The following is a 14,177-nucleotide window of genomic DNA, read 5'->3' as shown; positions in this document are numbered from 1 at the left end:
CCCACTCACCCTCCCGAGGGCAGGCCGGTCCGGGGAGCCGTCGTGAGGTGGGCCCCCACCCGCTTCACCATCAGCGTCATCTCGTAGGCGACCTGGCCGACGTCCGAGTCGGCGTCCGCGAGCACCGCCAGGCAGCTGCCGTCGCCGGCGGCCGTGACGAAGAGGAAGGCGTCCTCCAGCTCGACGACCGTCTGGCGGACCTTGCCCGCCTCGAAGTGGCGGCCGACGCCCTTGGCGAGGCTGTGGAAGCCGGAGGCCACGGCGGCGAGGTGCTCGCCGTCCTCCCGGGTGAGCTCCTGGGAGGCACCGGTGGGGAGTCCGTCGCTGGAGAGCACCAGGGCCTTGCGGATGGAGCCGACGCGCTGGACGAGCTCGTCGAGGAGCCAGTTCAGCTCGCCGTTTCCGCGTCCGGGTCCGGAGGTCGTGCTGGGTGCTGCGGCGTTCGGTGCGGTCATCGACCGTCCCCCTCGGGTGTCGTTCCTGGTGCTGTCGGGTCGTCCGGCTCTGTGGTGTCCCGCCTGCCCCGCTGCCAGCCACGCTGCATGGCGGCCATGCGGGCGCGTACCTCCTCGGCGTCGCGCTCGAAGGAGTCGGGCCCCTCGGACCGCGCTCCGGTGCCCGTACGGGCCTCGGCGCGGGTTCCCGCACCGCGGCCGGCCGGGCCCTCGGCCTCGCGCAGCTGGGGCGCGAGGCTGGCCTGGCGGACGCGGCGGGGCAGGCCGCCGAACGGCTCCGGGTTCTCCGGCGGCACGGGCCCCTCCGGTGGTACGGGGACGAGGACGGGACCGGCGCCCGGCCCCGGCGGGGTGGCGCGCCCGTCGCCGTGCGGGTGTCCCGGGCGGACTCCGCGCCGGTCGTCCTGCGGGAGGTCCGCCCGGTGCTCCTGCGGATGCGCGCGGTCCTGCTGCGGCTGGGTGCGGTCGGCCTGGGCGTGGGCGCGGCCCGGCTGCGGGTGCGCGCGGTCGGCCTGGGCGTGGGCGCCGTCCGGCTCGTCGAGGCGGCGGCCGTGGTCCACGACGAGCGTCGGGGTGCGGCGGCGCGGCAGCTGCGCGGGCCCGCGGAGCGTGCCGTCGGCGGGCGCGTCCTGCTCGCCGCGGCCCGTCGTCCGGTCCGGGGCCTGCTCGTGCTGCTCGCCGGCGGGCGCGAGTCCGGTGCGGCGCCGGTCGCGGGGCCGGAAGAGGCCGCCGCGCTCGCTGTCGCTGTCGAGGAGGTCCGCGGACCGGTCGAGGAGGACGTCGAAGTCCTCGGTGCCGAGCGGCGCCTCCAGCTCGACGGGGCCGTCCAGCGGTCCGGGCGCCTCGGTCACGTCGGGGACCTTCGTGAGGGCCGGCCTGCGGGTGGGCAGGGCGCCGGCGGCGGACGCGTCGTCGGTCCGCCCCGGGCCCTCCAGGGTCTTGCGGTCGAGCCGGAATCCGGCGCCCTGGGTCTCGGGCGCGTCGGTGAGCAGCGCGGCCGGGATGAAGACGACCGCGGTGGTCCCGCCGTACGGGGAGGTCTGGAGCGAGACCCGGACGTTCTGGCGCTGGGCGAGCCGGCTGACGACGAAGAGGCCGAGCCGGTCGGTGTCCGAGAGCTCGAACTCGGGGGTCTCGGCGAGCCGGAGGTTGGCGTCGAGCAGGGCGTCGGGGTTCATGCCGAGGCCGCGGTCGTGGATCTCCAGGGTGAAGCCGTTGGCGACCCGCTCGCCGAGGACCTGGACGGCGGTGTGCGGGGGCGAGTACACCGTGGCGTTCTCGAGGAGTTCGGCGATGAGGTGGGTGAGGTCCGCGACGGCGGGGCCGCCCACGCCGAGGCGGGGCAGACGGCGCACCTCGATCCGCTCGTAGTCCTCGACCTCGGCGACGGCGGCGCGGACCACGTCCATGAGCTGGACGGGCTTGCGCCACTGGCGGGAGGGGGCGGCGCCGGACAGGATGACGAGGCCCTCGGCGTGCCGGCGCATGCGGGTGGTGAGGTGGTCGAGGCGGAAGAGGTCGGCCAGCTCGTCGGTGTCCTCCGTGCGCCGCTCCATGGTGTCGAGGAGGGTCAGCTGGCGGTGGAGCAGGACCTGGTTGCGGCGGGCGAGGTTGACGAACACCTCGGAGACCCCGCGGCGCAGCTCCGCCTGCTTGACAGCGGCCTCGACGGCGGCGCGCTGGAGGGTGTTGAGGGCCTGGCCGACCTGGCCGACCTCGTCCTCCCCGTACCGCAGGTGGGGCACCTCGGTCCCGACGTCGACCTGTTCACCGGCGGCGAGGCGGCGCATGACGCTGGGCAGCCGGACGCCGGAGACCTCCTGGGCCTCCTTCTGCAGGCGGCGCAGGTCGCGGACGAGTTCGCGGCCGACGCGGACGGAGATGACGATCGAGGCGAGCAGGGCGAGGAAGCCGAGGACGCCGGCGACGCCGACCTTGAGGAGGACGCTGTACGCGGCGGGCTGGACGCGTTCCTGGTAGCGGTCGCCGGCGGCGGTGTTCTCGCGGGCGAGGTCGTCGAGGACGGGGCTCGCCTGGTCCTGCCAGCGCTCGGCGGTGATGGCGCGGGGGTGGTCGGTGGGGCCCTCTTCGATGAGCGCGTTCTCGGCGGTGCGCAGCGGCTGGGTGTCGGGGCTGCGCCAGTACTTCTCGAAGCGCTCGCGCTCGGCGGAGGGCAGGAGTTCGAGGTTGACCTCGTAGAACGCCACGCGGTTGGCGACGAGGTCGGATATCGCGCGTATCTCCTCGGAGGTGACGCGGTCCGCGACGAGCGCGGAGAGGACGAGGGCGTCCTCGCGGGAGAGCAGCTCCCGCGCGCGCGTGACGCCGACGAGGGCGCGGCCCTGCTTGTCCATCTCCACGTTCTCGAGGGCGTGGAGGGTGATGAGGAAGCTGTAGCAGGGGTCGACGAGCCGGTTGTAGAACTCGAGGGCCTGCATGCGGCCGATGTCGCGGCCCTCGACGGAGCGGCGCAGCGAGGCGAGGCCGTCGAGGGCGTCGAGGAGGGAGTTGAGCCGCTGGGTGGTGACGGGCCGCATCTCCTCGCGCACGCCGGGGTCGGCGGCGTTGGCGCGGATGCGGGCGATCTGCCGGTCGGTGGCGCGGCGGGTCTCGCGCAGGGAGGCGAGGGCGTTGGAGCCGCGCGGGTCGGCGAGGTAGATGAGCGACTGGCGGCGTTCGATCTGGATGACCCGGGCGGTGTCCTCCAGGGGGTAGCCGACCTTGTCGACGATGTAGCCGACGTCGAGGAGCTGGTCGGCCTCGCGGCCCGTCAGGACCGTGGCGAAGCCCCACAGGCCGGTGAGGGAGACGAGCGGTACGAGCAGCAACGCCACGATCTTCCTGCGGATGGACTTCCCGCGAAAGCGCATGGCCTCCCCCAGCTCGGCCCCCGTTGCGCCACGGGGGACCTTCACGTTCGTGACCGCCGGCGTCAACACGCGGCGTCAACCTTGAATTTCAACAAACGGCGGCGCGAGCCTACTACTGCATCACGGCCATTCCGAAGGCGTGTCCGAGCGATTTTCAGCCTGTCGAGTGAGTCTTGATCATGAGATGTCCTGGTATTGCTGGAGTTGGGATTGACCACTGTGGCGTAGGACACCTGATGGCGTGCCATTTCTCCGGCCTGCGCAGATGGCTGGAACTGTCCGTTCCGCCGGTGCGTGGGTCCCGCTCGCCCCCACCCGGGCGAAACCTTTTCCCTCTCTCGTGCGTCAATGAGTACGGGGAGGGTCCTGTCCGTGTAAAGGCGCTCAAGACGGGCAGCCGTCCCTGAGGTCGTTCAGTGGTGGGGAGTGACGGGACAATGGAACACGAGGCGCGGTCGGCGCGGCAGTTGTGGGTGGAGGAGGAGCGGGGCCGACGGCGGATGCCCGATCCGGTGCGCAACGCCGCCGTGCGGGCCGTGATGATCACGTCGGTGACACTCATTCAGGCCGTGGTGGCCTTCTTCTGCACGGTCGCGGGCGCGTGGCTGGCGTTTCCGGTGACGGTCACCGCGGTGGCGTCGACGGTCGTGGCCACCTGGAGCGTCCTCGACGTCTGGATCACCCGTCAGGTGTGGCGCCAGCGCAACGGCGTGGTGTCGGAGCCGAGCAGCGCGGCCCGTCCGCAGATCCGGGCGCGGCACGACGAGGGCCGGACGGAGACGGCGCCGCTGTCCGAAGCGGCGTGAGCAGAGCGGCGAAGAGGAGCGGCCCGGCCCCCGAGAGGGGGCCGGGCCGCTCGCCGTTGCACGGCGTACGACCGGGGACTACGCCTCGTCCGCCGGAGCCGCGTCGTCGGACTGGTGGCGGCGGAACATCCGCGTCGCCGTGATCTCGCCGTGGATCGTCTCCCCCTCCGCGGCCGGCTGCGGCAGCCCGGGGCGCAGGTGCTCCTCCACGCTGATGTACTTCAGTCCGGCCCGCAGGTCCGCGTCGTTGCGCAGCCGGATCACCAGCGGGAACTCGGCGAGCGCGGTCGTGTCGAACAGGCCCGTCGTGTAGAGGAGCTGGACGCCCAGCGCGTCCGACACGGCCCGCTGGAGCTCCAGGAGGTACGTGGCGTTGGCGCGGCCGATCGGGTTGTCGAGGAACAGCGTGCCCGCGTGCCGGTGCTTGTCGCGGCCCCGGTCGTTGGAGCGGAGCGCCGCCATCGTGCAGTACAGGGCGATGGCCGCGGTGAGCAGCTGGCCGCCGGAGAAGACGTCGCCCATCTGCCCGACGGGGACCCGCTCGGCGCGCAGCACCGCGTCCGGCTTGAGGATCTCGACCGAGACGCCCTTGGGTTCGAGCGCCGCCTGGACGCCCCTGAGGAGCAGGGACATGCCGTCGCGCCGCAGGTCGGAGTTCTTCCTGACGGCGGCACGGGTCGCCTCGTCGACGACCTCGCCGAGCCGCTCGGCGAGCGTGGCCTGGTCGGGCTCCTCGAAGCGGATGCGGAGGAACTCCTGGCCCGACCACTCGCCGAGGCCCTCGGGGAGCCGGGAGAGCCGCTGGGCGGAGCGGAGCGTCGCGAGCGAGGACTCCACGAGGCCCCTCAGCCGGTCCACGATCGAGTCCCGGTTGCGCTCCAGCTGCTCCAGCTCGTCGGTGAGGACCCGCAGCCGGGGCGCGAAGGCCTCGGCCCACTTGGCGGCGTGCTCGGGCAGCGCGGACGCGGGCAGTTCGCGGATCTGCTGGCGGGCGGGGGTGCGGACCTGCTCGTAGCGAGTGGAGTTGGCGTGCCGGACGAGGATGTCGCTCGCCTCGCGCACCGCGGCGTCGGCGGCGGACAGCTCGGCCGTGCAGGCGCGCAGGGCGCGGCGTGCCTCGGCGGCCGTCGTGCGGGCCTCCTCCAGGCTGCCCGGGTACGGCTCGGTCTCCTCCCGCTCCTCGTCCGCGTGGTCGCGGAGCAGGTCGCGCAGCAGGGCCGCCGTCTCGTCGAAGCCGCCGGCCGCGTCCTCGGCGGTCCGGTGGTCCCGGAGCAGGCCGGCGTGGGCGGCCCGTGCAGCCTCCAGGGCGTCGGTGCGGGAGGCGAGTTCGGCGGTGGCGGTACGGAGCAGGGCCTGGGCCCGCTCGGCGTCGGCGGGCACCAGTTCCTCGGGCAGCTCGGTGTGCGCCTCGCCGTCCTCGGGGGCCAGGCGCTCGGCCTCGCCGCGGAGCCGGCCGAGCTTCTCGCTCGCCTCCGAGGCGCGGGTCTCCAGCATCTGGACCAGGGCCTCGGCGCGGGCGACGGCCGCCTGCCGGGACGGGCCGTCGGCGCCGTCGGTGGACTCCAGGAGCTGTTCGGCGCGGGTGCGGACCTTGTTGGTGAGGCGGTCGAGCTCGGCGAGGGCGGCGGACTCGTCGCTCTCGGCACGGGCCTGCTCGGCGCGCAGGTCGGCGCCGACGCCGACCTTCTCGTACAGCTGGGACGCGGCCCGGTAGGCCTCGCGGAGGGTGGGGAGCGCGGCGCGGGGCGCGGCCGGGTCCTCCTCGGGGAGGGCATCGGGGGCGCCGGCGATCTCGGCGCGCTCGGCCCGCAGGGCACGGGCGGTACGGTGGGCGTCGTCGGCGGCGCGCTGGGCGGCGCGGCGGTCCTCGTCGGCGGCGCGGGCGCGCTCCAGGCAGGTCTGGGCGCGGGCCTCGGCCTCGGTGGCGTCGTCGGCGAGCTCGCGGAGCTTGGCCTGCCAGGCGGACCGCTCGCGCAGCCGGAACGCGAGACCCGCGAGCGCGTCGGCGACCCGGCGGGCCCGCTGGGCGGCCTCCTGGCGCTCGTCCCGGAGCCGGGCGGCCTCGGAGGCGGCCTCGTCGGCCTCCGTACGGGCCGTGCGGGCCGCGTCGAGGGCGGCGGCCGCGGCCTCGGCGGTCTCGCGGGCGGTCGCGGCGACGGACGCGAGCTCGGCGAGCATCCCGAAGGGGCAGTCGGCGCGCCAGGCGCCGATCCGGGAGGCGAGGGAGCGGTCGCCGGCGAGGCGGGCGGCGAGGGTGCGGATCTCCTCGTCGCGGGCGGTGGCGCGGGCGCGCAGCGCGTGGCGCTCCTCGTCGGCCGCGTGCTCGTCGTGCATGGCCGGGTTCGGCGGCACCAGGAAGACGCCGGTGTCGTCGGCCGCCTCCTGCGCGGGTACGGGGGCGAGCAGGGCGGCGGCGGTGCCGACGGCGACGGCGGAGCGGGGCAGCAGGGCGGCGGTGCCGAGGACCTCGCGGGCGCGGCCGTACGAGACGGGGTCGGTGATCACGACGCCGTCGACGAGCTCGGGGCGGGCGGCGAGCACGCGCGCGTGGTCGGCCGGGTCGACGGCCTGGGCGAGGTAGCGCCAGCCGGGGAGGGCGGGGATGCCGTGCTCGCCGAGGTACTCGACGGTGGCGAGGACGTCGGGACCGGGCGGCAGCAGGCCGCCGTCGCCGAGGGCGCCGAGGATGCGGGAGTCGTCGGCGGCGGCGGTGCGCAGCTCGAAGAGCCGGCTCTCGGCGGAGGCGACGGCCTGGTCGAGCAGGCCGCGCAGCTCGTCGGCGTACCGGTCGAAGTCGGTGACGGTGAGCGGGCCCTGGGGCGTGCTCCCGGCGCCCGTGTCCTCCTCGGGGGCCTCGGCGCCGGGACCGGCGGCGCGCTGTCCCGGGAGCGGGGAGCCGGAGGACGGCAGGCTCAGGAGTTCGGCGAGGCGCTCCTCGGAGGCGAGGGACTCGGCGGCGCGGCGCTCCGCGTCGTAGGCGTTCCCCGCGGCCTCGGCGGCGTCCGCGGCGCGGGCGGCGGCGAGTTCGGCGCGGGACTCGGCGCCGGCCGCCTCACGCGCGCGCTCGGCCGCGGTGCGGGCGGCCTCGCGGGCCGTGTCCCAGGCGGCGACCGTGGTCTTCTCGGCGTCGCTCGCGGCGAGGGCGGCGCGGGCCGGGTCGGCGTCCGGGGCGGTGTCGTCGAGCCAGCCGGCGCGGACGGCCTCGGCGGTCTCCTGCTCGACCTCGGCGAGCCGCTGGCGCAGGTGGCCGGCCTCGCTGCGGGCCCGCTGGGCCTCGGTGGCGGCGGCGGTGGCGTCCCGGTGGGCGGTCTCGCTCGCGTCCTGGAGGGCGGTGGAGCGTTCCTCCTCCTCCGCCGCGTGGCGCTCGCCCTCCTCGGCGGCGGCGGCGAGGGCCCGTACGAGGTCGGCGGCGGCCTTGGCGCGGGCGGCCAGGGCGGGGGCGGCGTCGCGCTCGGCCTCGCGGATGGCGGCGGCCACGCGCGCGGAGCGGTCGCCGGCGGCCCGGTGGCGCAGCACCGCCTCGGCCGCCTGCCAGGCGGAGTGCAGGGTGCGGGCGTCGGTGAGTTCGCGGCGCTGGGCGGCGGCGCCCTTCTCGGCCGCGGTCAGCGCCAGGGAGGCGTGGCGGTAGGCGAGTTCGGCGGCGATGAGGGAGCTGCGGCCGCGGGCGGTCTCGGCCTCGGCGACGGCGTGCCCGGCCGAGGTGACCTGCTGGGCGAGTTCGGCGGCGCGGCCACGCTCCTCGGCGGCGCGGGCGGAGAGCCGGCGGGCGAGCGTGCGGGTGCGGCGCTCGGCGCCCGTGTGGACCTCGCGCGCGTGGGCACGGGTCCCGGCGGCCTCGACGATCCGGCCGAGGAGGTCGACGGAGCCGGCCGTGAAGTCGCGCTCGGCGGTCAGCTCGGCGCGGCGGCCGAGCTTGTTGCCGAAGCCGCCGACGAGGTCCGCGAGGCCGTCGGTGTCGCGGGTGTCGGTGACGGCGCGCAGCAGCAGGTCGGTGAAGTCGGAGTCCTTCTTGACCGCGAAGAGGCCGGCGGCCTCGCCCTCGTCGGCGTTCATCTCGCGCTGGTAGCGGAAGAGTTCGGGGTCGAGGCCGAGGTCGCCGAGGTGTTCGTTCCAGCGGTCGTGGATCTCCTCCCAGACCACCTCCAGGTGCGGGTACGCCTTCCCGGCCTCGGTGAGCGCGTCGCGGAAGCCCTTCATGGTGCGGCGGCGGCCGGTGGCGCCGGAGGCGCCCTCGACGGGCGGGCGGACGGAGGTCGCCTCGGCGACGGGGAGGTTGTCCAGGCTGAGTCCGGGGCCGGGACGGAAGGAGTACCAGGCCTCGGCGAACTTCCGCGGGTCGTTCGAGACCTGGCGGCCGCGCCACTCGCTGGCCTTGCCGACGACGACGAGTTCGCCGGTGAGGGTGTGCTGCCATTCCAGGGCCACGTGGCCGCAGTCGTCGGCCAGGAGGAACTTGCGCAGCACGCCGGAGCTGGCGCCGCCGAGGGTGTTGCGGTGGCCGGGGAGCATGACCGAGAAGATCAGCTTGAGGAGGACGGACTTGCCGCCGCCGTTCTCCAGGAAGAGCACGCCCGCGGGGGCCGGGCGGCGCGGCGGGCCGACCGGCTCCTCCTCGAAGAACTCCGCCTGGGTGGGGGCGGGGTGGGGCACGGGCGCGCCGACTCCGCGCAGGTCCAGGACGGTGTCGGCGTAGCGCGCACCGGCGGGACCGATGGAGTAGAGGCGGACCCGGGACAGCTCGTACATGCGGCGGACTCTCGTACTGGAAGTGGTCGGTGGCGCGGGGCGGTTACGCGTGGAACGGGAGTCCCGCGTCGGCGGCGAGTTCCAGGTCGTCGCCCTCGGGCGGCGGCAGGAGGGTCGCGGAGCCGTCGCTGACGGGGACGACGCCGAGGTCGAGGAGCTCGGCCATGGCGGCGGAGCCGGCCATGTCGCGGACCTGGAGCTGGTAGCGGGCGGTGGTGCGGTAGGAGCCGCCGCCCTCGTCGCCGGTGCGCTGGAGGAAACCGGAGTCGGTGAGGAAGGCGGCGGCCTTGCCGACGATGCCGGTGGTGGAACCGGCGAGGCGGCGGGCGTCCTTGGTGGCTCCGGTGGCGCTGCGGCGGGCGTAGGTCCGCCAGGCGGCCTCCAGGCCGGGGGCGTCGGAGGCCGGGTCGGTGTTCTCGCCCTGCTCCTCGGCGCGCTGCTCCAGGCGCAGACAGGCCTGGCGCACGAAGGCGTCGACGCCGTTGACCGTGAGCCGGCCGATGTACGCGTCGTCGGCGAGGTCCTCGGGCCGGGGGAAGGCCATGGCGGCGACCGCGAGGTGGGCGAGGCCGTGCAGGAACCGGTCGGCGGAGTCCGTGGAGGCGCGGCGGGCGTAGTCGCCCATGCGGACGGCGAAGACGGAGTCCTCGCCCGCGGTGACGGCCATCCCCGCGCGCGGGGACACCTCCAGGACGACGAGTCCGAGGCCGGTGGCGACGGCGTCGGCGAGGCGCGCGAAGGCGGGGTCCTCGCGGTAGCGGCGCAGGAGATCGGTGTACTCGGCGTCGCGGGCCGGGAGCAGCTTGGGCTGGAGGCCGAAGGAGACGAGCCGGGCCGCGTCGGCGGCGTCCGCGGGGGTGACGGCGGAGGCGGCGGACGCGGCCGGGGGCTGCGGGGGCTCCTGCTCGCTCCACGCGTCGGTGTACTCGGCGTGGGTTTCGCTCACGGCTGGGGCTCCTCGGTACGGCTCTCGGTCGGTACGGCGCGGGCGGCGGGTCGGGGTACGGGCAGCGGGACGGGGGTGACGGACGCCGGCGCGGCGGCGGGGCCGGGGCGGTCGGCGGGCGCGGACGGCTCGTCCGTGAGCCGCACGGCGCGCACGGACGGCAGGTCCCGGCGCCGCGCGGGCGGGGTGCGGGCCGGCTCCGGCACCGACACGGTCCCGAACCGCGGCCGCCCGACGGCCGCGGGCGCCTCCCGGCCGGGCTCGGCCTCTCGTACGGGCTCGGGCACGGGGACGGGCACGGGCACGGGCTCGGGTGCGGGCTCTCGTACCGGCTCGGACTCCGGCGCGGGCGCCGGCACCGACGCGCGTACGGGTCCGGCCTCTCGTACGGGCTCGGACTCCGGTCGTACGGGCTCGGACTCCGGCAGCGGCTCCGGCACCGGAGCGGCCCCGTCGGTGGCGGTCGCCGGCGGGTCGGGGAGGGTCGGGTCGGTGGCTGTCGCCGGGGCCTGGGGGACGAGGGTCACGAGGCCTCCGTGCGGTCCGCGGCCATGCCCGCCGCGTCGAGCATCGCCGTACCGACGATGAGGTCGGCGCCGCCGAACTCGGGGTCGTCGAGCGGGGTGCCGTCGTCGACGGCGAAGAGGAGCCGCTCCTCTCCCTGGCGGTAGGCGGTGCCGACCGGGGGGCTCGCCGCGTGGACGGCGAGGAGGGCGACGAGGTACGGAAGGTCGGGGTCGAGGCGGCGGGCCTCGGCGAGCAGGCCGGAGAGGCGGCGCGGGGCGTCGTGCTCCAGGTCGAGCAGGCGCATGGCGCTCGCGAGCTGCTCCTCGCTGAAGCGGGAGTCGTCGGGGGTGGCGATGAGGTCCGGCTCGGGCATCTCCGCGCCGAGGTGCTCGCGCTCGACGGGCGGGGTGAGGAGCAGGTCGACGAGGTCGCCGAGGCGGACGGAGGCGGGGGTGCGCAGTCCGGTGCCGCGGGCGAAGAAGGCGTCGGTGACGCGGGTGGCCTGTTCGACGGGGAGCGGCAGGACGGGGGCGACCAGCTGACCGTAGAGGTCGAGTCCGGTGTACGCGGTGGGGGCGGCGAAGGCCTGCCGGTCCTGCTCGGCGCGGAAGAGGGGCCCGGCCTCGAGGAGGCGGGACTGGAGCTGGGTGTGACGGCGGATGCAGTCCTTGACTATGTCGACGAGTTCGGCCGCGCGCCGCTTGTGCTCCGCGGTCTTCGCGTCGTTCGTGGCCTCGGCCTCGTCGCGGGCCTTGCGGATGTTGGTGAGGATCGCGTTCTCGTGGCGGTAGCGGTCGGCCACGTGGTCGAGCGCCTCGGCGATCATGTCGGGGACGGTGTGGAGCCAGTCGACGGCGCGGACGTTGCGCCGGGTGGCCTCCAGGGTCTTGCGGAGGGTCTCGGCGTACTGCACGGTCCGGTAGCGCGCCTGCTCGGCGGCGAGCTGGGCGTCGGCCAGGCGGCCCCGGTTGATGAGGACCTCCAGCTTCACCTCGGCGGCGATCTGGGCGCTGGTGACGTCGGTGTCGAGGGCTCCGACGAGGACGTTGACCGCTTCGTCGGTGGTGCGGAGGTAGACCCCGCCGCCGTAGCCCGGGACCTCTTCGATGAGCTTGAAGTCGTAGTCCCGGCGGACGTAGACGCCGTCGGTGCCGAAGGTGCCGTAGACGGCGCGGAAGCCGCGGTCGACGCTGCCGACGTTGATCAGGTTCTCCAGGACCCAGCGGGCGACGCGCTCGTGCTCGGCGGCGGGGCGGGCGGGTGCCTGGGCGGCGACGCGGGGCAGCAGGCGGGCGACGATCTGCTCGTGGTCGGCGCCGGTGTCGAAGTCCATGTTCAGCGTGATGAGGTCGATCGCGGCGAGGGCCACCTCGGCCATCGCGTAGACCGTGTACTCGCCGGCCAGGTTCGCCTTGCGCGCGTCGAGGTCGTGCAGCGGGGCGGTGCACGCGAGCGCGCGGAGCCGCCGCGCGAGCCCTTCGTCGGCGGCCGGGCCCTGCGCGGGGCGCGGCCCCGCGCTGAGCTGGGGCGGAGCGAGGTCCGTCGAGGCAGGCGAAGTCACGGTGCACAGATTAGGTCCTCACCCTGACAACGGTCGAAACGGCGCAGATACGACCGGCCCCCTCGGTAGCCTCGTACGGCCTCTGCCGTCAGCCGGCGGAGCCCGACGGGTCGTCGACGGCCCGGGCGTAGGCGGCGGCGACCCGGGTGCGGGAGTCGTCGAGGTAGCGGGCGAGGAGTCGCTCCGCCGAGGCCCGTTCACCGGCGCGCAGGGCGTCCAGGATCTCCCGGTTCCTCCGGAGATAGGGCTCGTGCAGGGCGCGCGGGTCGTCGACCACGTGGAAGGCGAGGCGGAGTTCGGCGAGGACGCCGCGCATCAGCTCGTCGGTACGGGCGCTGCCGGCGAGGGCGACGAGTTCGCGGTGGAAGTGGATGTTGGCCGTGGAGACGCCCGTCCAGTCGGCGGCGCGGGCCGCGGCCTCGCCCTCGGCCACGGCGGCGGCGAGGCCTTCGACGGCGAACGGCGGCTGCCCCAGACCCCGTACGACGGCGCACTCGACGAGCCGCCGGGTGCGGTAGATGTCGTCCACGTCACCCACCGCCAGGACGCGGACGAAGACGCCCCGGTTGAGCTCGTGCACGAGCAGGCGCTCGTGGGTGAGGAGCCGGAAGGCCTCGCGGAGTGTGTTGCGGGACACACCGAGGGCACCGCCGATGTTCTCCTCGGAGAGCCGGACGCCGGGCGGGAAGTAGCCCTCCGCGATCCGGGTGCGCAGGATGTCCGCGACCCGCTCGGCCGTGCTCGTGCGTCCGAGCAGCACGCGGTCGTCCGTCAGCCCGCCGGTCCCGCTCACGTCCACAGCGCCTCGCCCCTTCCGTCGCCCGCGGCCGGGTCGACCGCGGAACGGCCGAGTCAACCGCAGAAACGGGGAGGCGACAACACGCCTCTTGTCGGATCGTTGAACAATCCTCTACCTTGACGGCACCGCACGGTTCCCTCGTACGTCTCTCAGGCACGCCTCCCACTCCTGCGAGGTGCAGATGAGCACGACACAGACCCGGCAGCACTCCCAGGGCGAACGGCCCGACGACACGGGCGCGTTCGCCTGGCTGCGCGGCCTCGGGCCCCGCGGCCGGCGCGCCTTCGGCGGCGCTTTCGGCGGATACGCCCTGGACTCCTACGACTTCTTCACCCTGCCGCTGTCGATGGTGGCCATCGCCGCCCACTTCGGCCTCGACAAGGGCCGGACCGGCCTCCTGACCACCGTCACCCTCGTCGTCTCCGCGGTGGGCGGCGTCCTCGCCGGCGTCCTGGCCGACCGCGTCGGGCGGGTGAGGGCGCTGATGATCACGGTCGTCACCTACGCGGTCTTCACCGTCCTGTGCGGTTTCGCCCCGAACTACGAGACGCTGCTGGTCTTCCGGGCCCTCCAGGGCCTGGGCTTCGGCGGCGAGTGGGCCGTCGGCGCGATCCTGGTCGCCGAGTACGCCTCCGCGAGGCACCGGGGCCGGACGCTCGGCGCCGTCCAGAGCGCCTGGGCGGCCGGGTGGGCGCTCGCCGTGCTCGCCTACACCCTGGTGTTCCGGTGGGCCGACCCGGACCTCGCCTGGCGGATCCTCTTCTGGACGGGAGCGCTGCCCGCTCTCCTCGTCGTCTACGTGCGGCGGAACGTGGAGGACGCCCCGCGGGCCGCCGAGGCCCGCAGGGCCGACGCCGGACGGGGCTCGCTCGGGGCCGTGTTCCGGCCCGGTCTGCTGCGCACCACGCTCTTCGCGACCCTGCTCTCGACCGGCGTCCAGGGCGGCTACTACACGCTCGCCACCTGGGTCCCGACCTTCCTGAAGACCGAGCGCGGCCTGACCGTGGTGGGCACCGGCGGGTATCTGACCCTGCTGATCTCCGGGGCCTTCACCGGCTACCTGACCGGCGGACACCTCACCGACCGGCTCGGCAGGAAGAAGAACATCGCCCTCTTCGCCGTGCTGTCCGCGGTGTCCGTCCTCGCCTACACCCACCTCCCCGCCGGGGCGAACACCCTCCTCCTGCTGCTCGGTTTTCCGCTCGGCTTCTGCATGTCGGCCATCTTCAGCGGCTTCGGTTCCTTCCTCGCGGAGCTGTACCCGACGCCGGTGCGCGGCACGGGGCAGGGGCTCACGTACAACACGGGGCGCGCGGTCGGAGCCGTCTTCCCGACCCTGGTCGGCTTCCTCGCCGGGAGCTGGGGCGTGGGCGGGGCGCTGGTCTTCGGCGCCGTCGGCTACGGCCTGGCCGTGCTCGCGCTGTTCGGACTGCCCGAGACCCGGGGGAGGGAACTCGTATGAGCGGGACGGCGGTTCTCGATCCGCG

At 75.2% G+C, this 14,177-nt stretch carries 9 protein-coding genes; 2 read left to right on the top strand and 7 right to left on the bottom strand.

Going from position 1 to position 14,177, the window contains the following annotated elements:
• Nucleotides 1-5: 5 nt before the first annotated feature.
• Both ACFYUZ_RS15970 and ACFYUZ_RS15965 read right to left on the bottom strand, forming a co-directional pair.
• On the bottom strand, nucleotides 6-455 hold the full coding sequence (locus tag ACFYUZ_RS15970; RefSeq protein WP_030691332.1) for a roadblock/LC7 domain-containing protein: 450 nt from the start codon (nucleotides 453-455) through the stop codon (nucleotides 6-8).
• Complete coding sequence (locus tag ACFYUZ_RS15965) at nucleotides 452-3,325, bottom strand: nitrate- and nitrite sensing domain-containing protein (RefSeq protein WP_389309273.1); 2,874 nt, start codon at nucleotides 3,323-3,325, stop codon at nucleotides 452-454. The genes ACFYUZ_RS15970 and ACFYUZ_RS15965 overlap by 4 nt, the downstream gene beginning before the upstream one ends.
• A gap of 437 nt (nucleotides 3,326-3,762) precedes the next feature.
• Here ACFYUZ_RS15965 and ACFYUZ_RS15960 point away from each other — a divergent pair, with 437 nt between their 5' ends.
• On the top strand, nucleotides 3,763-4,131 hold the full coding sequence (locus ACFYUZ_RS15960) for a hypothetical protein (RefSeq protein WP_389309271.1): 369 nt from the start codon (nucleotides 3,763-3,765) through the stop codon (nucleotides 4,129-4,131).
• 78 nt (nucleotides 4,132-4,209) lie between these two features.
• On the opposite strand, the gene ACFYUZ_RS15955 is transcribed toward ACFYUZ_RS15960, so the two are convergent.
• The 5 genes from ACFYUZ_RS15955 to ACFYUZ_RS15935 form a co-directional block, all read right to left on the bottom strand.
• Nucleotides 4,210-8,877, bottom strand: a complete 4,668-nt coding sequence (locus ACFYUZ_RS15955; RefSeq protein WP_389309269.1) for a hypothetical protein — start codon at nucleotides 8,875-8,877, stop codon at nucleotides 4,210-4,212.
• Nucleotides 8,878-8,920: 43 nt separating this feature from the next.
• Nucleotides 8,921-9,823, bottom strand: coding sequence for a hypothetical protein (locus ACFYUZ_RS15950; protein ID WP_389309267.1), 903 nt, complete (start codon nucleotides 9,821-9,823; stop codon nucleotides 8,921-8,923).
• Nucleotides 9,820-10,350: a hypothetical protein gene (locus tag ACFYUZ_RS15945; protein ID WP_389309265.1), complete on the bottom strand. Its 531-nt coding sequence runs from the start codon at nucleotides 10,348-10,350 to the stop codon at nucleotides 9,820-9,822. The genes ACFYUZ_RS15950 and ACFYUZ_RS15945 overlap by 4 nt, the downstream gene beginning before the upstream one ends.
• Nucleotides 10,347-11,891, bottom strand: a complete 1,545-nt coding sequence (locus ACFYUZ_RS15940) for a hypothetical protein (protein ID WP_389309263.1) — start codon at nucleotides 11,889-11,891, stop codon at nucleotides 10,347-10,349. The genes ACFYUZ_RS15945 and ACFYUZ_RS15940 overlap by 4 nt, the downstream gene beginning before the upstream one ends.
• A gap of 88 nt (nucleotides 11,892-11,979) precedes the next feature.
• Nucleotides 11,980-12,690 carry a GntR family transcriptional regulator gene (locus ACFYUZ_RS15935; protein ID WP_389309261.1) on the bottom strand — a complete coding sequence of 237 codons (711 nt, stop codon included), beginning with the start codon at nucleotides 12,688-12,690 and terminating at the stop codon, nucleotides 11,980-11,982.
• 181 nt (nucleotides 12,691-12,871) lie between these two features.
• Here ACFYUZ_RS15935 and ACFYUZ_RS15930 point away from each other — a divergent pair, with 181 nt between their 5' ends.
• Entirely contained in the window at nucleotides 12,872-14,152 is a 1,281-nt protein-coding gene (locus tag ACFYUZ_RS15930; RefSeq protein ID WP_389309260.1) for an MFS transporter, read from the top strand.
• Nucleotides 14,153-14,177: the final 25 nt, after the last annotated feature.

Origin of the sequence: Streptomyces sp. NPDC004266 (assembly GCF_042874095.1) — a bacterium.
Taxonomy (GTDB): Bacteria; Actinomycetota; Actinomycetes; order Streptomycetales; family Streptomycetaceae; genus Streptomyces.
The sequence above is the reverse complement of the archived record's forward strand: the minus strand, read 5'-3'. Positions and strand labels throughout refer to the sequence as shown.

Bases quoted from the DNA above. Each gene is read 5' to 3' on its own strand.
- ACFYUZ_RS15965 (WP_389309273.1), bottom strand. From the start codon at position 3,325: ATGCGCTTTCGCGGGAAGTCCATCCGCAGGAAGATCGTGGCGTTGCTG.
- ACFYUZ_RS15955 (WP_389309269.1), bottom strand. From the start codon at position 8,877: ATGTACGAGCTGTCCCGGGTCCGCCTCTACTCCATCGGTCCCGCCGGT.
- ACFYUZ_RS15970 (WP_030691332.1), bottom strand. From the start codon at position 455: ATGACCGCACCGAACGCCGCAGCACCCAGCACGACCTCCGGACCCGGA.
- ACFYUZ_RS15960 (WP_389309271.1), top strand. From the start codon at position 3,763: ATGGAACACGAGGCGCGGTCGGCGCGGCAGTTGTGGGTGGAGGAGGAG.
- ACFYUZ_RS15930 (WP_389309260.1), top strand. From the start codon at position 12,872: ATGAGCACGACACAGACCCGGCAGCACTCCCAGGGCGAACGGCCCGAC.